This window comes from Pseudoalteromonas sp. SG44-1 (assembly GCF_014164315.1).
Classification (GTDB): domain Bacteria; phylum Pseudomonadota; class Gammaproteobacteria; order Enterobacterales; family Alteromonadaceae; genus Pseudoalteromonas; species Pseudoalteromonas rhizosphaerae.
On sequence record NZ_JACJEW010000023.1, the window covers coordinates 34,118 to 54,421 of the forward strand.

General features: G+C 40.4%; 17 protein-coding genes. 14 read left to right on the forward strand and 3 right to left on the reverse strand.

Translation table 11 applies throughout. The annotated features are described in order from the left end of the window. Window positions 1–10: 10 nt before the first annotated feature. The 6 genes from gyrB to H5187_RS12165 all read left to right on the forward strand — a co-directional run bounded on the left by gyrB (window position 11) and on the right by H5187_RS12165 (window position 8,585). The gene (gene gyrB / locus H5187_RS12140) at window positions 11–2,437 is read left to right on the forward strand and encodes a DNA topoisomerase (ATP-hydrolyzing) subunit B (protein ID WP_182797903.1); all 2,427 of its coding nucleotides are present in this window, start codon (window positions 11–13) and stop codon (window positions 2,435–2,437) included. A gap of 143 nt (window positions 2,438–2,580) precedes the next feature. Beyond that, window positions 2,581–3,483 carry a glycine--tRNA ligase subunit alpha gene (gene glyQ / locus H5187_RS12145; protein WP_145241722.1) on the forward strand — a complete coding sequence of 301 codons (903 nt, stop codon included), beginning with the start codon at window positions 2,581–2,583 and terminating at the stop codon, window positions 3,481–3,483. A 2-nt stretch (window positions 3,484–3,485) separates the two neighbouring features. Continuing rightward, window positions 3,486–5,555 (forward strand): glycine--tRNA ligase subunit beta, encoded by a 2,070-nt coding sequence (glyS, locus tag H5187_RS12150; RefSeq protein WP_182797904.1) that lies wholly within the window; start codon window positions 3,486–3,488, stop codon window positions 5,553–5,555. Window positions 5,556–5,616: 61 nt separating this feature from the next. Beyond that, window positions 5,617–6,066 carry a hypothetical protein gene (locus H5187_RS12155; RefSeq protein WP_182718510.1) on the forward strand — a complete coding sequence of 150 codons (450 nt, stop codon included), beginning with the start codon at window positions 5,617–5,619 and terminating at the stop codon, window positions 6,064–6,066. A 202-nt stretch (window positions 6,067–6,268) separates the two neighbouring features. After that, window positions 6,269–6,736 carry a DUF3015 family protein gene (locus H5187_RS12160; protein ID WP_149983174.1) on the forward strand — a complete coding sequence of 156 codons (468 nt, stop codon included), beginning with the start codon at window positions 6,269–6,271 and terminating at the stop codon, window positions 6,734–6,736. 127 nt (window positions 6,737–6,863) lie between these two features. Continuing rightward, window positions 6,864–8,585 carry a DUF4105 domain-containing protein gene (locus tag H5187_RS12165; RefSeq protein ID WP_259401725.1) on the forward strand — a complete coding sequence of 574 codons (1,722 nt, stop codon included), beginning with the start codon at window positions 6,864–6,866 and terminating at the stop codon, window positions 8,583–8,585. 30 nt (window positions 8,586–8,615) lie between these two features. On the opposite strand, the gene tusA is transcribed toward H5187_RS12165, so the two are convergent. The 3 genes from tusA to fadB all read right to left on the reverse strand — a co-directional run bounded on the left by tusA (window position 8,616) and on the right by fadB (window position 12,392). Next, window positions 8,616–8,855: a sulfurtransferase TusA gene (gene tusA / locus H5187_RS12170; RefSeq protein ID WP_182718508.1), complete on the reverse strand. Its 240-nt coding sequence runs from the start codon at window positions 8,853–8,855 to the stop codon at window positions 8,616–8,618. 203 nt (window positions 8,856–9,058) lie between these two features. Then, window positions 9,059–10,228 carry an acetyl-CoA C-acyltransferase FadA gene (gene fadA, locus H5187_RS12175; RefSeq protein WP_149983177.1) on the reverse strand — a complete coding sequence of 390 codons (1,170 nt, stop codon included), beginning with the start codon at window positions 10,226–10,228 and terminating at the stop codon, window positions 9,059–9,061. Window positions 10,229–10,232: 4 nt separating this feature from the next. Further along, a complete protein-coding gene (gene fadB, locus H5187_RS12180; protein WP_182797906.1) occupies window positions 10,233–12,392 on the reverse strand; it encodes a fatty acid oxidation complex subunit alpha FadB in 2,160 nt (719 codons plus the stop codon). A 194-nt stretch (window positions 12,393–12,586) separates the two neighbouring features. Here fadB and H5187_RS12185 point away from each other — a divergent pair, with 194 nt between their 5' ends. The 8 genes from H5187_RS12185 (at window position 12,587) to H5187_RS12220 (ending at window position 20,127) form a co-directional block, all read left to right on the forward strand. Beyond that, a complete protein-coding gene (locus H5187_RS12185; RefSeq protein ID WP_182740623.1) occupies window positions 12,587–14,473 on the forward strand; it encodes a transglycosylase SLT domain-containing protein in 1,887 nt (628 codons plus the stop codon). 88 nt (window positions 14,474–14,561) lie between these two features. Next, the gene (pepQ, locus tag H5187_RS12190) at window positions 14,562–15,884 is read left to right on the forward strand and encodes a Xaa-Pro dipeptidase (protein WP_182797907.1); all 1,323 of its coding nucleotides are present in this window, start codon (window positions 14,562–14,564) and stop codon (window positions 15,882–15,884) included. A 68-nt stretch (window positions 15,885–15,952) separates the two neighbouring features. Next, on the forward strand, window positions 15,953–16,567 hold the full coding sequence (locus H5187_RS12195; protein ID WP_182797908.1) for a YigZ family protein: 615 nt from the start codon (window positions 15,953–15,955) through the stop codon (window positions 16,565–16,567). Between the two features lie 51 nt (window positions 16,568–16,618). Then, window positions 16,619–18,070 carry a TrkH family potassium uptake protein gene (locus H5187_RS12200; RefSeq protein WP_182718503.1) on the forward strand — a complete coding sequence of 484 codons (1,452 nt, stop codon included), beginning with the start codon at window positions 16,619–16,621 and terminating at the stop codon, window positions 18,068–18,070. A 54-nt stretch (window positions 18,071–18,124) separates the two neighbouring features. Next, complete coding sequence (locus H5187_RS12205; RefSeq protein WP_182740626.1) at window positions 18,125–18,805, forward strand: flagellar brake protein; 681 nt, start codon at window positions 18,125–18,127, stop codon at window positions 18,803–18,805. A gap of 452 nt (window positions 18,806–19,257) precedes the next feature. Continuing rightward, complete coding sequence (locus H5187_RS12210) at window positions 19,258–19,470, forward strand: calmodulin (RefSeq protein ID WP_182718501.1); 213 nt, start codon at window positions 19,258–19,260, stop codon at window positions 19,468–19,470. Between the two features lie 77 nt (window positions 19,471–19,547). Next, complete coding sequence (locus H5187_RS12215; RefSeq protein ID WP_145241750.1) at window positions 19,548–19,766, forward strand: calmodulin; 219 nt, start codon at window positions 19,548–19,550, stop codon at window positions 19,764–19,766. A 148-nt stretch (window positions 19,767–19,914) separates the two neighbouring features. Then, window positions 19,915–20,127: a calmodulin gene (locus H5187_RS12220; protein ID WP_145241752.1), complete on the forward strand. Its 213-nt coding sequence runs from the start codon at window positions 19,915–19,917 to the stop codon at window positions 20,125–20,127. Window positions 20,128–20,304: the final 177 nt, after the last annotated feature.

Here is a 20,304-nt window from a genome sequence, read left to right on the forward strand (position 1 = left end):
GGGATTAACCATGTCTGAGAATTACGATTCGTCGAGTATTAAAGTACTAAAAGGATTAGACGCAGTAAGAAAGCGTCCTGGAATGTATATAGGGGACACCGATGATGGCACAGGCTTACACCATATGGTGTTTGAGGTCGTTGATAACTCTATCGATGAAGCCTTAGCAGGTCACTGTGATGACATCTATGTCACAATTCATTTAGATGGTTCTGTCTCTGTTCGAGATAACGGCCGTGGTATTCCAACTTCAATTCATGAAGAAGAAGGCGTATCAGCAGCTGAAGTAATTATGACAGTACTACATGCTGGTGGTAAGTTTGATGATAACTCATATAAAGTATCAGGCGGCTTACACGGTGTTGGTGTTTCAGTAGTAAATGCGCTTTCAGAAAAATTAAAGCTAACAGTTCGCCGTGAAGGCAAGCTACATGAGCAATTTTACACTATGGGGGTTCCTGATGCGCCACTAGCTGTAATTGGCGAATCAGAAACCACAGGTACTGAACTTCGTTTTTGGCCAAGTGGTGAGACTTTCACAAACTTAGATTTCCATTACGATATTTTAGCTAAGCGCTTACGCGAGTTGTCATTCCTGAATTCAGGTGTGAGTATTATTTTAAATGATGAACGCGAAGAAAATAAAACTGACCACTTTAAATATGAAGGGGGTATTCGTGCCTTCGTTGAGTATTTAAACCGTAATAAAACACCTATTCATAAAGGTGTATTCCACTTTACTCATGAACGTGAAGAAGATGGTATTAGCGTTGAAGTATCAATGCAGTGGAATGATGCTTACCAAGAAAACATTTACTGTTTTACAAACAACATTCCACAACGGGATGGTGGTACTCACTTAGCCGGTTTTAGATCTGCGCTAACTCGTACACTTAACAACTATATGGAAAAAGAAGGCTTTAACAAAAAAGCTAAAACAACCAGTAATGCAACAGGCGATGATGCCCGTGAAGGCTTAACTGCAGTTGTTAGTGTTAAAGTTCCTGATCCTAAGTTCTCATCACAAACCAAAGATAAGCTAGTTTCAAGCGAAGTTAAATCAGCTGTAGAACAAGCAATGGCTGAGAAATTCACTGAATTCTTATTAGAAAATCCAGTAGATGCAAAAATAGTTGTTGGTAAAATCATTGATGCTTCTCGTGCTCGTGAAGCGGCGCGTAAAGCCCGTGAAATGACTCGTCGTAAAGGCGCAATGGACTTAGCAGGTTTACCTGGTAAGTTAGCGGATTGCCAAGAAAAAGATCCAGCCCTGTCTGAACTATATATAGTGGAAGGGGACTCTGCTGGCGGATCAGCTAAGCAGGGTCGTAACCGTAAGAATCAAGCGATTCTTCCGCTTAAAGGTAAAATACTAAACGTAGAGAAAGCGCGTTTTGATAAGATGTTATCTTCACAAGAAGTTGCCACGTTAATTACAGCCCTTGGTTGTGGTATTGGTCGCGATGAGTATAACCCTGAAAAATTACGCTATCACCGCATCATTATCATGACCGATGCTGACGTCGATGGTTCGCACATTCGTACGTTACTATTGACCTTTTTCTACCGTCAAATGCCAGAAATCGTTGAACGTGGTTATATCTATATTGCTCAACCACCACTTTATAAAGTGAAAAAAGGTAAACAAGAGCGCTATATTAAAGATGATCCAGCACTTGTCGAATACCTAACTTCATTAGCATTAAATGGTGCTGCACTTTATACCGGTGCTGATACATCTGCACTTGAAGGTGAAGCTTTAGAGGCTATTGTTCATGATTATCAAAACACCGTTAAAGTTATTGAGCGCTTAAAACGTAAATACCCGAATACGGTTATGGAACGTTTGATCTATCAAACAGAACTAAACGAAACTGATTTAGCCGATGAAGCTAAAGTAATCGAGTGGACCAAAACGTTAGTCGATGACTTAGTCGCACGTGATGAAGATGCAACTATCTTCGCTGCTGCAACAGAGCATGATACTGAGCGTAACTTATATTACCCAGTTATCAATATTCGCCAACACGGTGTTGATAAGGCACACGTACTGAGCCATGATTTTATCTCTTCACGTGATTATAAACGCATCGCAGTAACTGGTACTAACATTGCCAATATCTTAAGTGAAGGTGCTTATATTCAACGTGGAGAGAAGACACTAGCTGTTGATAACTTTGTGGATGCATTGGAATGGTTGATCGCAGAATCTAAGCGTGGGCTATATATCCAGCGCTATAAAGGACTAGGTGAGATGAATCCAAGTCAGCTGTGGGAAACTACCATGGATCCTTCAGCGCGTCGCATGTTACAAGTAACCATTGAAGATGCTGTTGGTGCAGACCAATTATTCGCAACCTTGATGGGTGACCAAGTTGAGCCGCGTCGTGAGTTCATAGAAACGAATGCACTACGTGTAGTTAACTTAGACGTATAATTAAATTATAGTAATTACAAAAAAGGAGCCTTAGGCTCCTTTTTTATTTTCTCAATTGCACAAACTGCTTAAAACATGACTACGCACAAGGTATACTGAAGGTAATTTTCACGCTACATCACAGCAGATACTAAAAGCCAAATATGCAAAAATATGACGTTAAAACCTTTCAAGGTTTGATCCTGGCTTTACAGGATTACTGGGCACAGCAAGGCTGTGTCATTATTCAGCCACTTGATATGGAAGTTGGTGCAGGCACATTTCATCCGCAAACATTTTTAAAGTCTATTGGTCCTGAACCAATGTCGAGCGCGTATGTGCAACCATGTCGTCGTCCTACCGATGGCCGTTATGGTGAGAATCCAAATCGCCTGCAACATTACTACCAGTTCCAAGTCGTATTAAAACCATCACCAGATAACATCCAGGAGCTATATTTAGGCTCATTAGCGGCTGTTGGCATTGATACCCTTACTGACGAAGTACGCTTCGTTGAAGACAACTGGGAATCACCTACGCTAGGCGCATGGGGTCTTGGTTGGGAGATCTGGTTAAACGGTATGGAAGTAACCCAGTTTACCTACTTCCAACAAGTAGGGGGCTTAGAGTGCTCTCCTGTTACAGGTGAGATCACTTATGGTCTTGAGCGTTTAGCTATGTACATTCAAGGCGTAGATAGCATCTACGATCTAGTATGGGCTGATGGCCCAATGGGCCGTGTTACTTACGGTGATGTATTCCATCAGAACGAAGTTGAGCAATCAACTTATAACTTTGAGCATGCAAATGTTGACGATTTATTTGCCCAGTTTGATAAATGCGAAGCTGAGAGCCAAAAGCTAATTGAAGCAAGCTTACCATTACCTGCTTATGAGCAAGTAATGAAAGCATCACACGCATTTAACTTATTGGATGCACGTCATGCTATTTCGGTGACAGAGCGCCAGCGTTATATCTTGCGCGTTCGTGCATTATCTAAAGCGTGTGCACAAAGTTATTATGACAAACGCGAAGCGCTTGGTTTCCCGTTGTGTAAGGATAAGTAAGCATGTCAGCACAAAATTTATTAGTAGAAATTGGCACCGAAGAGTTGCCACCAAAATCATTGCGTAAACTTGCCGAAGCATTTGCTGCAAATCTAGCTGCAGAGCTTGAGAGCCTAGAGCTTAATCACCAAGGCGTAAGCTGGTATGCATCTCCTCGTCGTTTAGGTTTACAAGTAACAGCACTTGAAGCTCAGCAACAAGACAAAGAAGTAGAAAAACGTGGCCCTGCAACGAAGGCTGCATTTGATGCCGATGGCAAGCCGACCAAAGCTGCAATGGGTTGGGCTCGTGGTTGTGGTATTGAAGTAAGTGAAGCGCAAACACTCGAGACCGATAAAGGTGCATGGTTGTTACACATTGCTAAAGTAGCAGGCAAAGAAACCACAGCCTTGATGGCTGATGCGGTAAATAAAGCGTTAGCTAAACTTCCGATTCCTAAACCAATGCGTTGGGGGGCGAATAAAACACAATTTATTCGTCCTGTTCATACCGCAACTATTTTGTTTGGCGATCAGCTAATTGAAGGCGAAGTCCTTGGTAAAGCAGTGGGTAACCAACTGCAAGGCCATCGTTTTCATCATCCAGAAAAAATCACAATCAAACACGCTGATGATGTTTTTGAGGTGCTTAAGTCTGCACATGTTGTTGCTGATTACCAGCAGCGTAAAGCACAAATTCGTAGCCAAATCGAAGCTGCAGCAACAGCCGTTAATGCAGTAGTAGCTATGGATGAAGATTTACTTGAAGAAGTAACTTCATTGGTTGAATGGCCAGTAACTCTTACTGCAACATTTGAAGAAGCGTTTTTAGATGTACCAGCCGAAGCGCTGATCTACACTATGAAAGACGATCAAAAATACTTCCCATTACTTGATCAAGACGGCAAGCTACTTAATAAGTTTTTGTTTGTTTCAAACATCGAAAGTAAAAACCCAAGCGTAGTTATTGCTGGTAACGAGAAAGTAGTGCGCCCGCGTTTAGCTGACGCGCAGTTCTTCTTTGAAACAGATAAAAAGAAAACTCTTGAAAGCCGGTTAGAGTCACTTAATAGCGTATTGTTCCAACAGCAATTGGGTACGCTTAAAGATAAGTCAGAGCGTATTAGTGAACTTGCTGGTTACATTGCTGAGCAATTAGGTGCCGATAAAACACTTGCTAAGCGTGCTGGTTTATTAAGTAAAACCGATCTAATGACCGAAATGGTGATGGAGTTTACTGACGTACAAGGTGTGATGGGGATGCACTATGCACGCCATGACGGTGAAGCCGAAGATGTTGCCATTGCCCAAAACGAGCAATACATGCCGCGTTTTGCCGGTGATAATTTACCTACAAACTTAATTAGCTGCGCAGTAGCGATTGCCGATAAGTTCGATACACTAGTAGGTATTTTTGGTATTGGCCAAGCACCAAAGGGTGATAAAGATCCATTTGCGCTTCGTCGTGCTGCCATTGGTGCGCTGCGTATCATGGTAGAAAAAGAACTACCACTTGATATTTTAGATCTAGTCGCAAAATCACAAACCCTGTTTGGCGATAAGCTAACTAACTTAAATGTATCAGCCGATGTATTTGAATTTATGCTAGGGCGCTTCCGCGCTTGGTATCAAGACGAAGGCATTGAAGTAGACGTTATTCAAGCAGTACTAGTGCGTCGCCCAACTAAGCCTGTTGATTTTGACCGTCGTGTTAAAGCGGTTAGTCACTTCCGTACATTAGACGCCGCAGAAGCGCTTGCAGCAGCTAATAAACGGGTAAGTAATATTCTGGCTAAAAATGATATTACAACGCAAGGCACTGTTGACGAGAGCTTATTAAACGATGATGCCGAAAAGGCATTAGCGGCACAAGTTGCTAAGTTTGCCACTGAATTAGCGCCGTTATACGCCGCTGGCGACTATCAAGAAGCGCTTGCCCAGCTTGCTGGTATTCGTGAAAGTGTTGATAACTTCTTCGACAACGTGATGGTAATGGCAGACGATGAAGCCGTTAAGCAAAACCGTTTAGCATTACTAAGTCAACTGAGTGGTCTATTTTTAGATATTGCTGATATTTCTGTATTACAGAAATAAATTCAGCTTCGCTTAAAAAGCCAGCAGCTATGCTGGCTTTTTAGTATTAGAGGGAATACCTATGAAACGTATATTAACAGTGGCTCTAGTTACTTTATTGAGTGCTTGTTCGAGCCAAATACAAATGCCAGATCTTAGCGATGTACTGCCAGGCCAAGAACTTGACCGTACAATGTACCTCCGCGGCGACTTCAATTTATGGGATGCAGAAAAGCAATATGAATTTACTCAAGTCGCGCCTGCGCTTTATCAAGCACAAGTAAAGTTTTCAACACCGGGTAAAGTGTATGAATTTAAAATTGCCGATATGGATTGGAGCGCAGGTTATAATTGCGGATTCAGTGAACAAGATCCAACCGGTCAATCACTGACGTTAGGGCAAAGCGTCAAAGCAGATTGCAATACTACCTATAATTACTTTAGCTTCACTCCTGCAATTAAAGGCAGCTACATCGTTAGTATCGATTATCATAATAACGATCAGCCAAAAGTAACAATAACCAAGAAGTGAGAGTAGAGATTTAGGTTTGAGTACACTGATTATATTTACAAAAGTAATTACATCCTGTTAATATTGTTATTGATTTTTTGCGTTAATCGTAGTCAATCATTTTTGAGTATTATATCAAAACTTCTTTTAAATCTATAAAGAGCTCGATATCACTATACTCTGCTCGTTTATATGAATAAAAAAAATTAAAATAGGATTACAGATGTTAAAAACTACAGTAACAGCAGTTGTTTTAGCGGGGGCTTTTATAGCTGCTCCATTACAGGCTAAAGAGGGCGTTAACCCTTGGCAGGATTGTGGTATCGGCGCAATGATATTCCCAGAGAATGGAACCGCAGCAGCAATTTCAAATATTATTTGGGATTTAGGTACTACAGCAGTATCTTCAAATATATCATCTGTAGGTAGCTGTGAAGGCGCAGGTGCAAAAACAGCTCTATTTATTCAACAAACATTCCCTGTACTTGAGCAAGAAATTGCTGAAGGTGAAGGTGAGTATGTTACTGCAATGTTAAATGTGCGTGGTTGTGACGCTAGTTCTCATGGTCAAATTGTAAATGCTATCCGTAGCGATTTTGCGACTAAACCTGCACAAGACCCTCAAGCATTATATGCAATTGTTGAAAGCAAAGTGACAACACAGTTTGCAGCTACTTGCCCAGTTATTTAACTGTTAATAGAGTAGGTGTCAGCACCTACTCATACTTATGACTACAATCAAATACTTACCAGCACTAGCACTGTTTGCTACGTTTTCATCTTATTCATCTAGCTCACTTTCCGAGCATCCAACCTGGTTGAAATTAGGGCATTATAAAAACGCATCAGCTCCTCAAAGTTATATTGAGAGTGATTCATTTTTTATCTCAAAAAATGGCAAAAATAACCCTTCATCCGAGTTAAAAGCAACGATTGATGCATTTAATAAAGACGCACAAATGCAATGCAAATATCCTGCTAGATATCAGTGGTTACTATCACAAGGGCTTGAATTCTCAGAGCCAAAGGTTGAATGCATCGAACTTATAGAGTGGAGAGATAAACAACCGATTCACTCTGTAAGTTTAGTCTTTGCTTCAGGGTATATGAGTAATCCGGCTTCGCTTTATGGTCATATGCTTTTAAAGCTAAATAGATCAACGCCAGAGCACAATAAGTTACTAGATTACAGCTTAAATTATGGCGCACTAGTTCCTGATAATGAAAACGGTTTGGTCTATATTACGAAAGGGTTATTTGGCGGTTACGAGGCCGGTTTTTCAGATCAACTATTTTACCGTCATCAACATAACTATGGTGAAATAGAGCTGAGAGATATATGGGAATATAAGCTTAACTTTAGCCAAGAAGACGTCCTCTTTTTAACTAATCATTTATGGGAAATTATGGGGGCTAAGTATTCTTACTATTTTGCGGATGAAAACTGTGCATTTCATATCGCAAGGGTTGTTGAATTAATTATAGGGGAGCAGTTAACGAATGAGCTTTCGCCTTGGGTTATTCCTGCGACTATTTTTTCTCGCTTAAATAGTGCTCAATATAATAACGAAAAGCTAGTAAAACAGATTGAGTTTACTCCTTCAAGAAGTAGTGTTTTTCATCAATATGAAAACAATCTTTCAGCGAAAGACTCCAAGCTGGCTTTAGCTATTTATCATTCGCAAAATATACTTTTTGAGCCGACATTTACAAATCTAGATGTGGTAACTAAAAAACGAATTATTGAAACTCTTTTTGAGTTTGTTCAGTTGCAACAAATAAAAAAATATGATGTTGAACACATTGAAAAGTTAAAAAAAGCTCTTATTAAAGCTCGTTTAGTCCTACCTCCAGGTAAAGAAACCTCTTTTATTAATTATGATAAACATGCACCGCATTCAGCTCAGAAACCCTCAAATATATCTATTTCTTCAACTGTGTATAAAAATGAACAAAGCCTAAATTTAGGTTTCAGATTGAGTTATTTTGATTCATTAGCTTCTGATATTGCCAGAGTTCCTTACTCTAATTTAGAGATGTTGGATGTTGAAGTTGCTTTATTTGATTCGCAGTTATATCTAGAAAAATTACATCTTTTAGATCTAGAATCATTTAACCCAGCCTATAGCCAGTGGCCAAATGAAGGCGGTTGGGCATGGCAGATAAATGTAGGTTATGAAAGAAATCGCAGCCAGTGCTTTAGTTGCTCAAGTACATTTGCCATGGCAGGAGTTGGAAAGTCATGGTTATTAAATGCTAATCAGTCGCTAGTTTACGGTATGATTAATGGTTATGCTGGTGAATTACAAAGCACCCAACAATGGCTGGATACTTCAATAGAGCTAGGATTTTTAACGACTGTAACTTCTAATTTAAAACTAAGAACATCAATTGAGAAGTTTTATCACCAACAGTTAAGCGGTATTGCAACTAACATCGAGCTATCAGTGCCTATCAATCAAGATTTCGATATACGATTTGGTTATAAACATGCAACAGAGTTTCAGTGGCAGCTGAAATTAAACTTTTACTGGGATTAATGAATGTTTTAATTATGGTTAATTATTGATTTATAGCCCTTTTTTCACTAAATATCGATACGGTACTGCATCCACTTCCTTTTCTAACAATGTGTGATCCATAAAGCGGCAGAAACTGGGGATATCACGGGTGGTGGATGGGTCGTCGGCAATAATTAATAAAGTTTCGCCATTTTCCATTTTACGTACCGCGCTTCTGATCATCATTACAGGCTCCGGACAGCGTAGGCCAATGGCATCTAATTGGTGATCGGGATTCTCAAAACTCATTGCATAACCTTTACTGTTTATTTAGCGCTTAACGATTAGTTTAAGGCTGCTAGTTTAACGACCTCAGCCTGATAAATAAAGTCACTTCACTTGTGCTTATAAAGCGACATAACTTAGCTGCAAAAAATTAATTATAAAAAAGCCGCGTCGATTTATAAATCGACGCGGCTTTTTATCACCAAGGTATTACTTAATACATTTTATTAATCTTGCACACGTTCAAATACCGTTGCGATGCCTTGGCCTAAACCAATACACATAGTGGCTAAACCATAGCGTGCATTTTTATCTTCCATCAAGTGGATTAACGAGGTGCTAATACGTGAGCCAGAACAACCCAAAGGATGACCCAGAGCGATAGCGCCGCCGTTTAAATTCACTTTTTCATCAACTACATCAGCAAGACCTAGGTCTTTTAATACTGGTAGTGATTGTGCTGCGAATGCTTCGTTAAGCTCAGCAACATCGATATCATCAATAGTGATACCGGCTTGTGCTAATGCTTTTTTACTTGCTGGTACTGGGCCGTAACCCATGATTGATGGATCGCAACCTGCAACCGCCATGGCTTTAACACGTGCACGAATTGGTAAGCCTAGAGCTTTGGCTTTTTCTTCGCTCATTACTAACATAGCAGATGCGCCGTCAGAAAGAGCTGAAGACGTACCGGCAGTGACTGAGCCAGATGCAGGGTTAAATACTGGGCGAAGCTGTGATAAGCCTTCTACAGTTGTTTCTGGACGAATTACTTCGTCATCTTCAACTAAAATCAGTGAACCATCTGCGTCATGACCTTCCATTGCGAGGATTTCGCGGCGGAAACGTCCTTCAACCGTTGCTGCATGAGCTCGTTGATGTGAGCGGTATGCAAATTGGTCTTGCTGCTCACGGGTAATACCGTGAATAGTTGCAAGGTACTCTGCGGTTAAGCCCATTGAGCCAGATGCTTGTGCAATTGAAGTTGCTAAGCCTGGGTGAAAGTCGTTACCGTGGGTCATTGGCACATGACCCATGTGCTCAACACCACCAATGATGTAGGTATCACCAGCGCCAGTCATGATTGCGCGAGCAGCATCGTGTAATGCTTGCATTGATGATCCACATAAGCGGTTTACTGTTACCGCTGGCACTGTGTGAGGAATGCCGGCAAGTAATGCGGCATTTCGAGCAACGTTAAAACCTTGCTCTAAAGTTTGTTGTACACAACCCCAATAGATATCGTCAATCGATGCTGGATCAACGGCTGGGTTGCGATCAAGTAAGCCCTTCATTAAGTGGGCGCTTAAATCTTCGGCACGCTTATGTTTAAATACACCGTTTTTTGAACGGCCCATTGGCGTGCGGATACAATCTACAATTACTGGAGTATTCATGGTCTTATCCTTCCACCTTATAGAAAATACGGCCTTCTTCAGCCCATTTGCGAGTTTGTTCAGATACTTGGTAAATCGCACCTAGATGAGCGTATTTGTCAGCTGTTGCAACAAAGTTAGCTAGTCCAGTTTGATCTAAGTAACGGAACGCGCCGCCTCTAAATGGAGGGAAACCAATACCATAAATAAGTGCCATATCAGCTTCTTGTGGAGAAGCAACAATGTTTTCTTGTAAACACAGTAGCACTTCGTTGATCATTGGTATCATACAACGGTCGATAATTTCTTGTTTATCAAACTCTTTCGGTGCATCAGTGATTGCACTAAGTAGCTCAACTGCTTGTGGATCTTGAGCTTTTTTCAAGCGACCGCGACGATCCGGAGCATACTGGTAGAAACCCGCCTTGTTCTTTTGACCAAAACGCTTTTCGTTAGCGAATATTGTTACCGGATCTTTTTCGGCACGTGACATGCGCTCAGGGAAACCATCTGCCATCACGCCAGTACAGTGGTAAGCCGTATCAATACCAACAACATCAAGTAAGTATGCAGGACCCATAGGCCAGCCAAATACGTTTTCCATTACTTTATCTACTTTGGCAAAATCAGCGCCTTCAACAACTAATTTACTAAAGCCGGCAAAGTATGGGAATAATACACGGTTTACAAAGAATCCTGGGCAATCGTTAACAACGATAGGTGATTTACCTAACTTTAAGGCGTAATCAACAACAGTGTTAATAGTTTGCTCTGAGGTTTTCTCACCGCGAATAATTTCTACCAGTGGCATTTTTGGTACTGGGTTAAAGAAGTGCATACCACAGAAATTTTCAGGTTTTTCAAGAGCCGTGGCTAATTCATCAATACGAATAGTTGATGTGTTAGACGTTAGGATAGTGCCTGCAGGCATGTCTTTTTCAAGACCTGCTAAAACGGCTTGTTTAACTTTAGGATTTTCAACAACTGCTTCAACAATGATATCAGCGCTTTGTAAATCGCTATCATTAAGAGTTGGTTTGATTTTACCTAACGTTGCTACCATTTTGTCCATCGCCATATGGCCGCGTTGAACTTTTTGACCTAATAGCTTAGATGCTTCACCCATACCTAAATCAAGCGCATCCTGTTGGATGTCTTTCATTATAATAGGTGTTCCTTTATAAGCTGACTGGTAAGCGATACCGCCACCCATAATGCCAGCACCAAGTACTGCAGCTTGTTTAATTACTACATCACTGGTTTTAGCTTGCTTGCGCGCTTTCCCCTTGATGTATTGATCTGCTAAGAAAATACCCGTTTGGGCTGCCGCTTCTGGGGTGCGTGCTAATTTAGCAAAGTTGGCATTTTCAATTGCCATTGCTTCGGCGCGTTCACAGTTTGCTGCTGCTTTAATAGTGCGAACTGCCATAATAGGAGCAGGATAGTGGCCTTTGGTTTTACCCATAACCATACCTTCAGCCATTGCAAAGCTCATACCTTGCTCAACACGGTTCAATTTAAGTGGTTGTAATTTTACTTGTCGCTTAGCTTGCCAATCTAGTTTTCCAGAGATTGCTAATTCAAGTGTTGAAATTCCTGACTCTATAAGTTTGTCAGTACTAACTACTGCGTCAACAGCACCTACTTTTAAAGCATCAGCTGCGCGGTTTTCGGCACCAGAGGTGATCCAAAGCATCGCATTATCAGCACCAACAATGCGTGGTAAGCGAACTGTGCCGCCAAATCCAGGCATGATGCCAAGTTTTACTTCTGGTAGGCCAATTTTAGCATCAGTGCTAGCAACACGATAATCGGTAGCGAGTACCCACTCACAACCACCACCAAGTGCTAAGCCATTTATAGCGCTTAAAGTTGGGAATGGTAAATCTTCTAGCGCGTCAAAAACATCAGTGGCATCTTTGATCCACGTTACTAATTCAGCTTCTGGTTTAGTAAAGGTAGGTAAAAATTCGAAAATATCGGCGCCAATAATAAAGTGTTCTTTATCACTGGTAAAAATCATGCCTTTGATATCACTGTTTGCGGCTAATTCTTTTAATGCAGAGGCGCAATCTTTCAAGGTTTGCTGAGACAAAGTGTTTACAGAACCTGCAACACAAAATTTGAACTCGGCGATATTATCCTTGATGAAAGCAACTTCAAAGGAATCGCTTTTATATAACATTATTATTCTCCCTAGTTAGTGAACTAAGACTGGTACGATGAGTTTGCATTTCAATCAGTGTGCTTGCTTTAAATTAAAAATGCAACGAAAAATTTACTGTGGTGTCTTACTACTGGTTAAAATATAGCTTGTTTGGTGCTAAGGTGTAGGCGAAGTGTTTGTCTTTTATTTACCTTTGAATATTTAAGGTCATCATGAAAAAACAATTTTTAAGTGTAACGGCAGCAGCATTATTATTTCCTTTATTTTCTGCCTACGCTAATACGGAGCATGACGCATTTTTAGATGCTGAAAAAAAAGTCAAATATGCTAGTTATCAAGAGTTTAAGGAAGTCGTTGCACAGCTAGACCATCCATTAAAGCCTTATGTAGAGCAACTCTATTGGCAGCGCCATCCTGATATTGAGCATCAATCTGAAATAGAGCGTTATTTAACTATTTATCAAAGTACGCCTTTAGAGTGGCCGGTGCGCAAAGCATGGCTGCAGAATTTACAAAAGCAAAACCGCAAAGCTGCTTTTATTAATAATTATCGCGAGACTACAAATAGTGAGCTGACTTGCACTTACCTGCAGTATCAGCTTGATTTAGGGGCGCCGGAACAAGCGATAATGAGTCAAGTAACAAATTTATGGACTGTCGGGAAATCACAGCCAGAAGAATGCGATTCACTATTTAATGTTTGGCGTAAAAAAGGTTATATGAGCCAAGAGCAAATATGGCAACGCATTACGTTATCGGCACAAGGTGGCTCGCAAAGCTTACTGCCATACTTAAAAACCTTATTACCGAAAAATGAGCAATACTTGGCTGACTTTTACCGAAAAGTTCGCAGTGATCCCAGTGCAGTAGCAGGAATGTACCGCTATAAGCATAAAACAGTTAAAGAAAGTGAAATTGCACACTATGGAATTAAACGCTTAATTTGGCGAGATAAAACCTTGGCGCTTAAGGCATGGGAAAAGTTAGACAAAATGTTTAACTATTCTGACGAGCAAAAGGCTGATGTTTATTATAGTTTTGCTTTATCGCTGGCATCAAGTGGCCACCCTGAGGCGCGTTTTTGGTTGAGTAAAGTGCCCAAAGATCGCCAAGATCGTAAATTAATGCAATGGCAGTTAGGCAATATGCTAAAAACCCAAGATTGGTCGGGCATTGTGGCGTTTTTTACAGGTAAAGAAAATCTTAGTCTGGGTCAGCAATATTGGTTAGCGTATAGTTTAGAACAACGAGGTGATACACAGCGTGCTAAAGCTATTTGGCAAATAGTCGCAAAAGAGCGTGATTATTATGGATTTTTGGCTGCTGCGCGGTTGGGTTTACCTATTGAGCTCAATAATCAACCATTGTTAGTGAGCGACAAATTAATGCATGAGGTGGCTAATGCCCCTGGTTTTAAACGTGCTAAAGCGATGTATGAACTTGAGCGGTTTACTTCTGCTCGTCGCGAATGGAATTATTTAACAAGCACTTCTAGCGATGAAGAAAAGCTCGCGGCTTCAAAACTCGCAGCAGAATTAGATTGGTACGACAGTACTATTTATACTTTAGCGCAAATTAAGGCATGGGATTATGTAGAGTTACGTTTCCCATTTGCTTTTCAAGATTTATTTGAACGTTATAGTAAACGTAATCATATAGATGTTACTTGGAGCATTGCTATTTCGCGCCGTGAAAGCTCTTTTGCACCTGATGCACGTTCTCATGCTAATGCGCGTGGCTTAATGCAGCTATTACCAAGTACAGCAAAGTATGTAAATAAAAGTACTGTTTCAGGAAACCGTTTAAGTCAACCTAAGACCAATATACGTTTAGGTACAGAGTATTTAGAATACTTAAAAAAGAAAAACCATGGCAACGAAATACTAGCTACAGCCTCGTATAACGCCGGTTACCATAGAATCAGAAAGTGGCTACCAGATGAAGCCATGCCTGCTGAATTATGGATTGAGCTTATCCCGTATCGTGAAACTCGGGAGTACGTAAAAAATGTATTTGCATATCGTCAGGTTTATCACACGCGTTTAGGGCGCGAAGGAAATATATTGGCACCAATATTGGATATGAAGATGGGTGGCTAAGGCACAAGTGCTTTAGCGCATCTGCATTGGGGTTAAACAGGGTCTATGTTAGACTTGAAATAAGTTAAATTTAACAGATGGGTTTTCTATGGATAAATTAGCCGTTTTATATGCCGAACATATTGCAACACTGCAGCAGCGTACTCGTACTATTATTGAACGTGAAGGATTAGAAGGTTTAGTGATCCATTCTGGACAAGCTAAACGTCAGTTTTTAGACGATATGTATTATCCGTTTAAAGTTAACCCGCATTTTAAAGCTTGGTTACCGGTCATCGATAATCCACATTGTTGGATTGTTGTAAATGGCAGTGATAAGCCAAAACTAATTTTTTATCGCCCAGTCGACTTTTGGCACAAAGTGCCAGATGAGCCACGAGATTTTTGGGCTGATTACTTTGATATCGAGCTATTATTACAGCCTGATCAAGTTGAAAAACTATTACCGTACGATAAAGCGAAGTACGCTTATATCGGAGAATACCTAGAAGTAGCCCAAGCGCTAGGCTTTAGCATTATGAATCCAGAGCCGGTGCTCAATTACTTTAATTACCACCGCGCTTATAAAACTCAATACGAACTTGAATGCTTACGCCAAGCTAACCGTATTGCGGTTGATGGCCATAAAGCGGCGCGTGATACCTTTTTTAACGGTGGCTCTGAATTTGATATTCAGCAAGCGTATTTAATGGCTACTCGCCAAAGCGAAAACGAAATGCCGTATGGCAATATTGTTGCGCTTAACGAAAATTGCGCTATTTTGCACTACACTCATTTTGAGCCTCAAGCCCCAAAGGCACATCATTCGTTCTTAATTGATGCTGGCGCTAACTTTCATGGTTATGCTGCAGATATAACTCGTACTTATGATTTTAAAAAGTCGGGCGAGTTTGCCGAATTAATTGCCGCAATGACACAACACCAAATTGCATTGGGTAAAGCATTGAAACCAGGCTTGTTATACGGTGAACTGCACTTAGATTGCCATCAACGTATTGCTCAGGTGCTTAGTGATTTTAATATTGTTAAGTTACCAGCTGCTGAGATCGTTGAGCGCGGTATTACGTCGACTTTCTTCCCGCATGGACTTGGTCATCATCTTGGTTTACAAGTACATGATATGGGTGGTTTTATGGCTGATGAAAAGGGTACACATCAAGCCCCACCTGAAGGTCATCCATTCTTGCGTTGCACGCGCTTGATTGAGAAAAACCAAGTATTCACGATTGAACCTGGTTTGTACTTTATCGATTCATTACTTGGCGATTTAGCGCAAACTGACAATAAACAGTTTATTAACTGGGAAAAGGTTGAAGCGTTTAAATCATTTGGTGGTATTCGTATCGAGGACAATATTATTGTTCACGAAGATAGCTTAGAAAATATGACCCGTAATTTATCGTTAGATTAATTATCAGGTGTTAAAAGTTGGGGCCATATGGCCCCATTTTTTGCTTCATTATTTGGGTTTATCAAAGAATGTCAGAATATAAGCACCCAGCTGCAACCGTTTTTCATCAAGAAGAAATAAAAAAAAGCACCTTTATTGTGCATATAGCTCATACGCCAGATTTAGTCTCGGCAAAAGCGTTTATCCGTGAGATTGAAAGTAAATACAGTGATGCTCGTCATAACTGTTGGGCGCATGTTGCAGGCAATCCAGGTGGTAGTCATGTGTATGGTTTCTCTGATGATGGTGAGCCAAATGGTACGGCAGGAAAGCCTATGCTTAATGTGTTAATGGGCTCTGGGCTTGGAGAAGTCACCGCGGTAGTTACTCGTTACTTTGGCGGTATAAAATTAGGCACTGGCGGATTAGTCAGAGCATATGGTGGCTCGCTAAATAATGCCTTGGCACATTTAACAACCACATTAAAAGTTCCTAGTGTTGAGCTGGTGGGCTGTAGTGATTACAGCGCACAAGGAGCGATAGAGCAGTTACTAAAAACGCAATTTCAAGTACTTAACATAGAAAAGCAATTTACTGCTAATATTGAATGGGTTATCACTATAGATAGCCGCCAAGCCACACAAGCCATAAAAGATATTTATGATTTGAGTCATGGCGCGGTTGAGTTAAGTATTAAAGAGTAAGACAATAGCATTCACGCACTAATCATTACTTAATAAAAAAGCGATAGCTCAATGCAATTTCGTACCATCATAAAAATTCTCGGCCAATTGGTTGTACTGTTTAGTATCACTATGGTGCCGCCGGCAATTGTATCGCTCATTTATAAAGATGGTGGTGGTGTGCCATTTGTCCTCGCATTTATATTCAGTGTCATTATTGGCTTAATTGCTTACTACCCTAACCGTCATGAGCATGGGGATTTGAAAGCACGCGAAGGCTTTTTAATTGTGGTGCTATTTTGGTTAGTGCTAGGGGCGTTCGCATCCTTACCGCTGATTTTTTTACAAGAACCTAATTTATCTTTAGCGGATGCGGTATTTGAAGCGTTCTCAGGTTTAACGACTACAGGGGCAACTGTGCTCACGGGCATTGAGTATCTTCCTAAATCGGTATTATTTTATCGTCAGCAATTACAATGGTTTGGCGGTATGGGGATAATCGTACTTGCGGTTGCGATACTACCAATGCTTGGTGTGGGTGGTATGCAGCTGTATCGAGCTGAAATTCCCGGGCCTGTTAAAGACTCCAAAATGACGCCACGTATTGCCGATACCGCAAAACATCTTTGGTATATTTATGTGTCGTTAACTACGGCGTGTACTTTGGCATATTGGGCTGCCGGAATGAATTGGTTTGATGCCATTTGTCATTCATTTTCTACAGTTGCAATAGGCGGATTCTCTACTTACGATGCTTCTATGGGACACTTTGACAGTCCATTAATCAACTTTATTTGCGTGATATTTCTAATCATCGCTGCCGTTAATTTCACCTTGCATTACGCGGCTGTTTCGAGTCGAAATCTCAGGGTGTATATCCGCGACCCTGAGTTTAAAGTGTTTTTGTTTATTCAACTAGCGCTGGTGATTGTGTGTTTTACGGTACTGTCGTCCAATAATATATATGCAAACGGTGACGAAACGCTCGATCAGGCATTATTTCAAGCGGTATCAATTAGTACTACTGCGGGTTTTGCCACCGATAATTTTTCAGCATGGCCGTTGTTCTTGCCTATTTTACTGATATTTTCGAGCTTTATTGGTGGTTGTGCGGGTTCAACCGGCGGCGGTATGAAAGTAGTTCGGGTGTTTTTACTTTATCTGCAAGGAATACGTGAGCTTAATCGGTTAGTGCATCCTCGTGCTATTTACTCTATTAAACTTGGTCGTAAGGCATTACCAGATAAAGTAGTTGAAGCCGTATGGGGATTTTTCTCTGCTTATGCGTTGGTATTTGTCATTATTATGTTAGCGTTAATGGGCACCGGTATGGATAACATAACGGCGTTCTCAGCCACCGCAGCTTGCTTAAATAACCTCGGCCCTGGTTTGGGGGATGTTGCATCGCATTATGGCGCTATTAGTGATGGCGCTAAATGGCTATTAACCATTGCGATGGTGTTTGGGCGATTAGAGATATTCACCTTATTAGTGTTGTTTACACCGACCTTCTGGCGTGGTTAATTTGTATAAAAGCGATTACTTGTACAAGATGATTTATTTGTAGTTGGAAAGGAAATGGCAAAAACAAGACAACAATTAAACTTAGAAAACCTTGCCTATATTAGTGCTGGTAGCATTGTTGATGTCGAAATCTTAACACCCACAGCCAGCAAACGAGTTAAAACTGAATTTGTTGGTTTATTGCATGAGCGTTTTGTGATCTTAAATTACCCCTCAGCAAAGCGTTTAGGTAACGCGGGGGAATATTTAAAAGATGGTGTTGTGGTGATCGTCAGAGCGGTGCTTGAAAGCGGTGGTGGGCAAGTTATAGCATTTCGTCAGCAGGTTATGTCAGTGTCGTCGCACCCGGCACGGCTTATTTATTTAAACTTCCCAACTGAAGTGCAATTATTTAGTTTACGATCACAAACTCGTATTCCCACATTATTAGCTGCAAAAATAAAGTTTAATGACGAACGCGAGATGCAAGGAGTTATTAAAGATATCTCAGTAACTGGGGTGATGTTTGATGTAAAAAGCAAAGCTGATCTCAGTGAATTAAAGAATACTCAGTGTCATATTATGCTCGATAAAAATAATAAAGGTGTTACTGAGTTTAGCGGACAAATATGCAGTGTTAAAAGCCATGCCACTAGCGCGCAATTTGGTATTCAACTAACGGCAAGTGAAGACGAGATGAAAACTTTCATGAAAGACCACTTTATTGACCTTTCAGTGCTTGAGCCGCTGGTGTAAATTTGTGCATATTCGCTATTTTGCGACAAAATAGCGGATATACCGTAACCTACCTTAAAGAACTCTAAATTTATTTTTATTGTCATTAATTATCAGTAACATAGATTTTTTATTTATTTCAGTTGCTAGTTTTCAGCTGGTTAATTTCAGCGCCTGTCACTTTTCTTGCCTATAAAAATATAAATACGAACACTGTAAGTACGGATCTGTGTCTTTTCTATTAAACCTAATCAATTGATTTTTATAAACTATATTTTATAGGTGGTTTACGTGTTGCTAAAAAGCAACAAAAAACACCGTGAATAGCCAGTCAAAAGTGAAGTTTATTTTTAACAATTTGATTTTAAAGGTTTTTTAAAATGTGGCACCGAAGTTGTAATAGTCTAGTTGTACAGAACGAAAATGTGATTAGCACATCGTTCGAAACCATAAACATTGAAGGAATATTTATTATGAACACATTAAATAAAACGTTGGCACTTATTGCTCTAGCATCTTCTTCAGCCGCATTTGCTGCAACAGACTTTGACACATTAGATGTTGATGGTAATGGCGCAATTAGCCAAAGTGAAGCTTCAGTTGATGCTGAGCTTATGAGCCAATTTGCAGAGCTTGATAGCGACGGTAACGGCGAACTTTCAAAAGCAGAGTTTTCAAAAGCTTAATGTCGCTTTTTGACAGGGAAAAATGAAAAGGACTTCGTAACACACTATTAATCATCTCAGGTGAAAGGAGATAACCAATGAACATACTAAATAAAGCGATAGTACTTATTGCATTAACCTCTTCATCAGCAGCATTTGCCTTTGAGGCGTTAGACTTCGATACCCTTGATGTTGATGAAAATGGTGTGATCAGTCAAGTTGAAGCCGCAGAAGATGCTGAGCTTTTAAATAGATTTGCAGAGCGTGATACTGACCAAAACGGTGAGTTATCAAAAGAAGAGTTTTCAAAAGCTTAATAATTTAATACTGAGTTTATCCTGAGTTGCCAAAGACAACCTAAGTGGGCAAGGAACCCATGATAAAGGATAACAAGGAAGACTTTACTCGCATTGAAAACCAGTATTGAGACAAATTTTTTGATAGTACATTGAAGGAATATTAATTATGAACACATTAAATAAAACATTAGCACTTATCGCACTGGCATCTTCATCAGCGGCGTTTGCTGCTACCGATTTTGATACGCTAGATGTTGATGGGAATGGAGCTCTGAGCCAGCAAGAAGCATCAATGGGTGGTATTACATCTACAACATTTGCAGAGCTTGATACTGACCAAAACGGTGAGTTATCAAAAGAAGAGTTTTCAAAAGCTTAATAACCTAATACTGAGTTTATCCTGAGTTGCCAAAGACAACCTAAGTGGGCAGGGAACCCATGATAAAGGATAACAAGGAAGACTTTACTCGCATTGAAAACCAGTATTGAGACAAATTTTTTGATAGTACATTGAAGGAATATTAATTATGAACACATTAAATAAAACATTAGCACT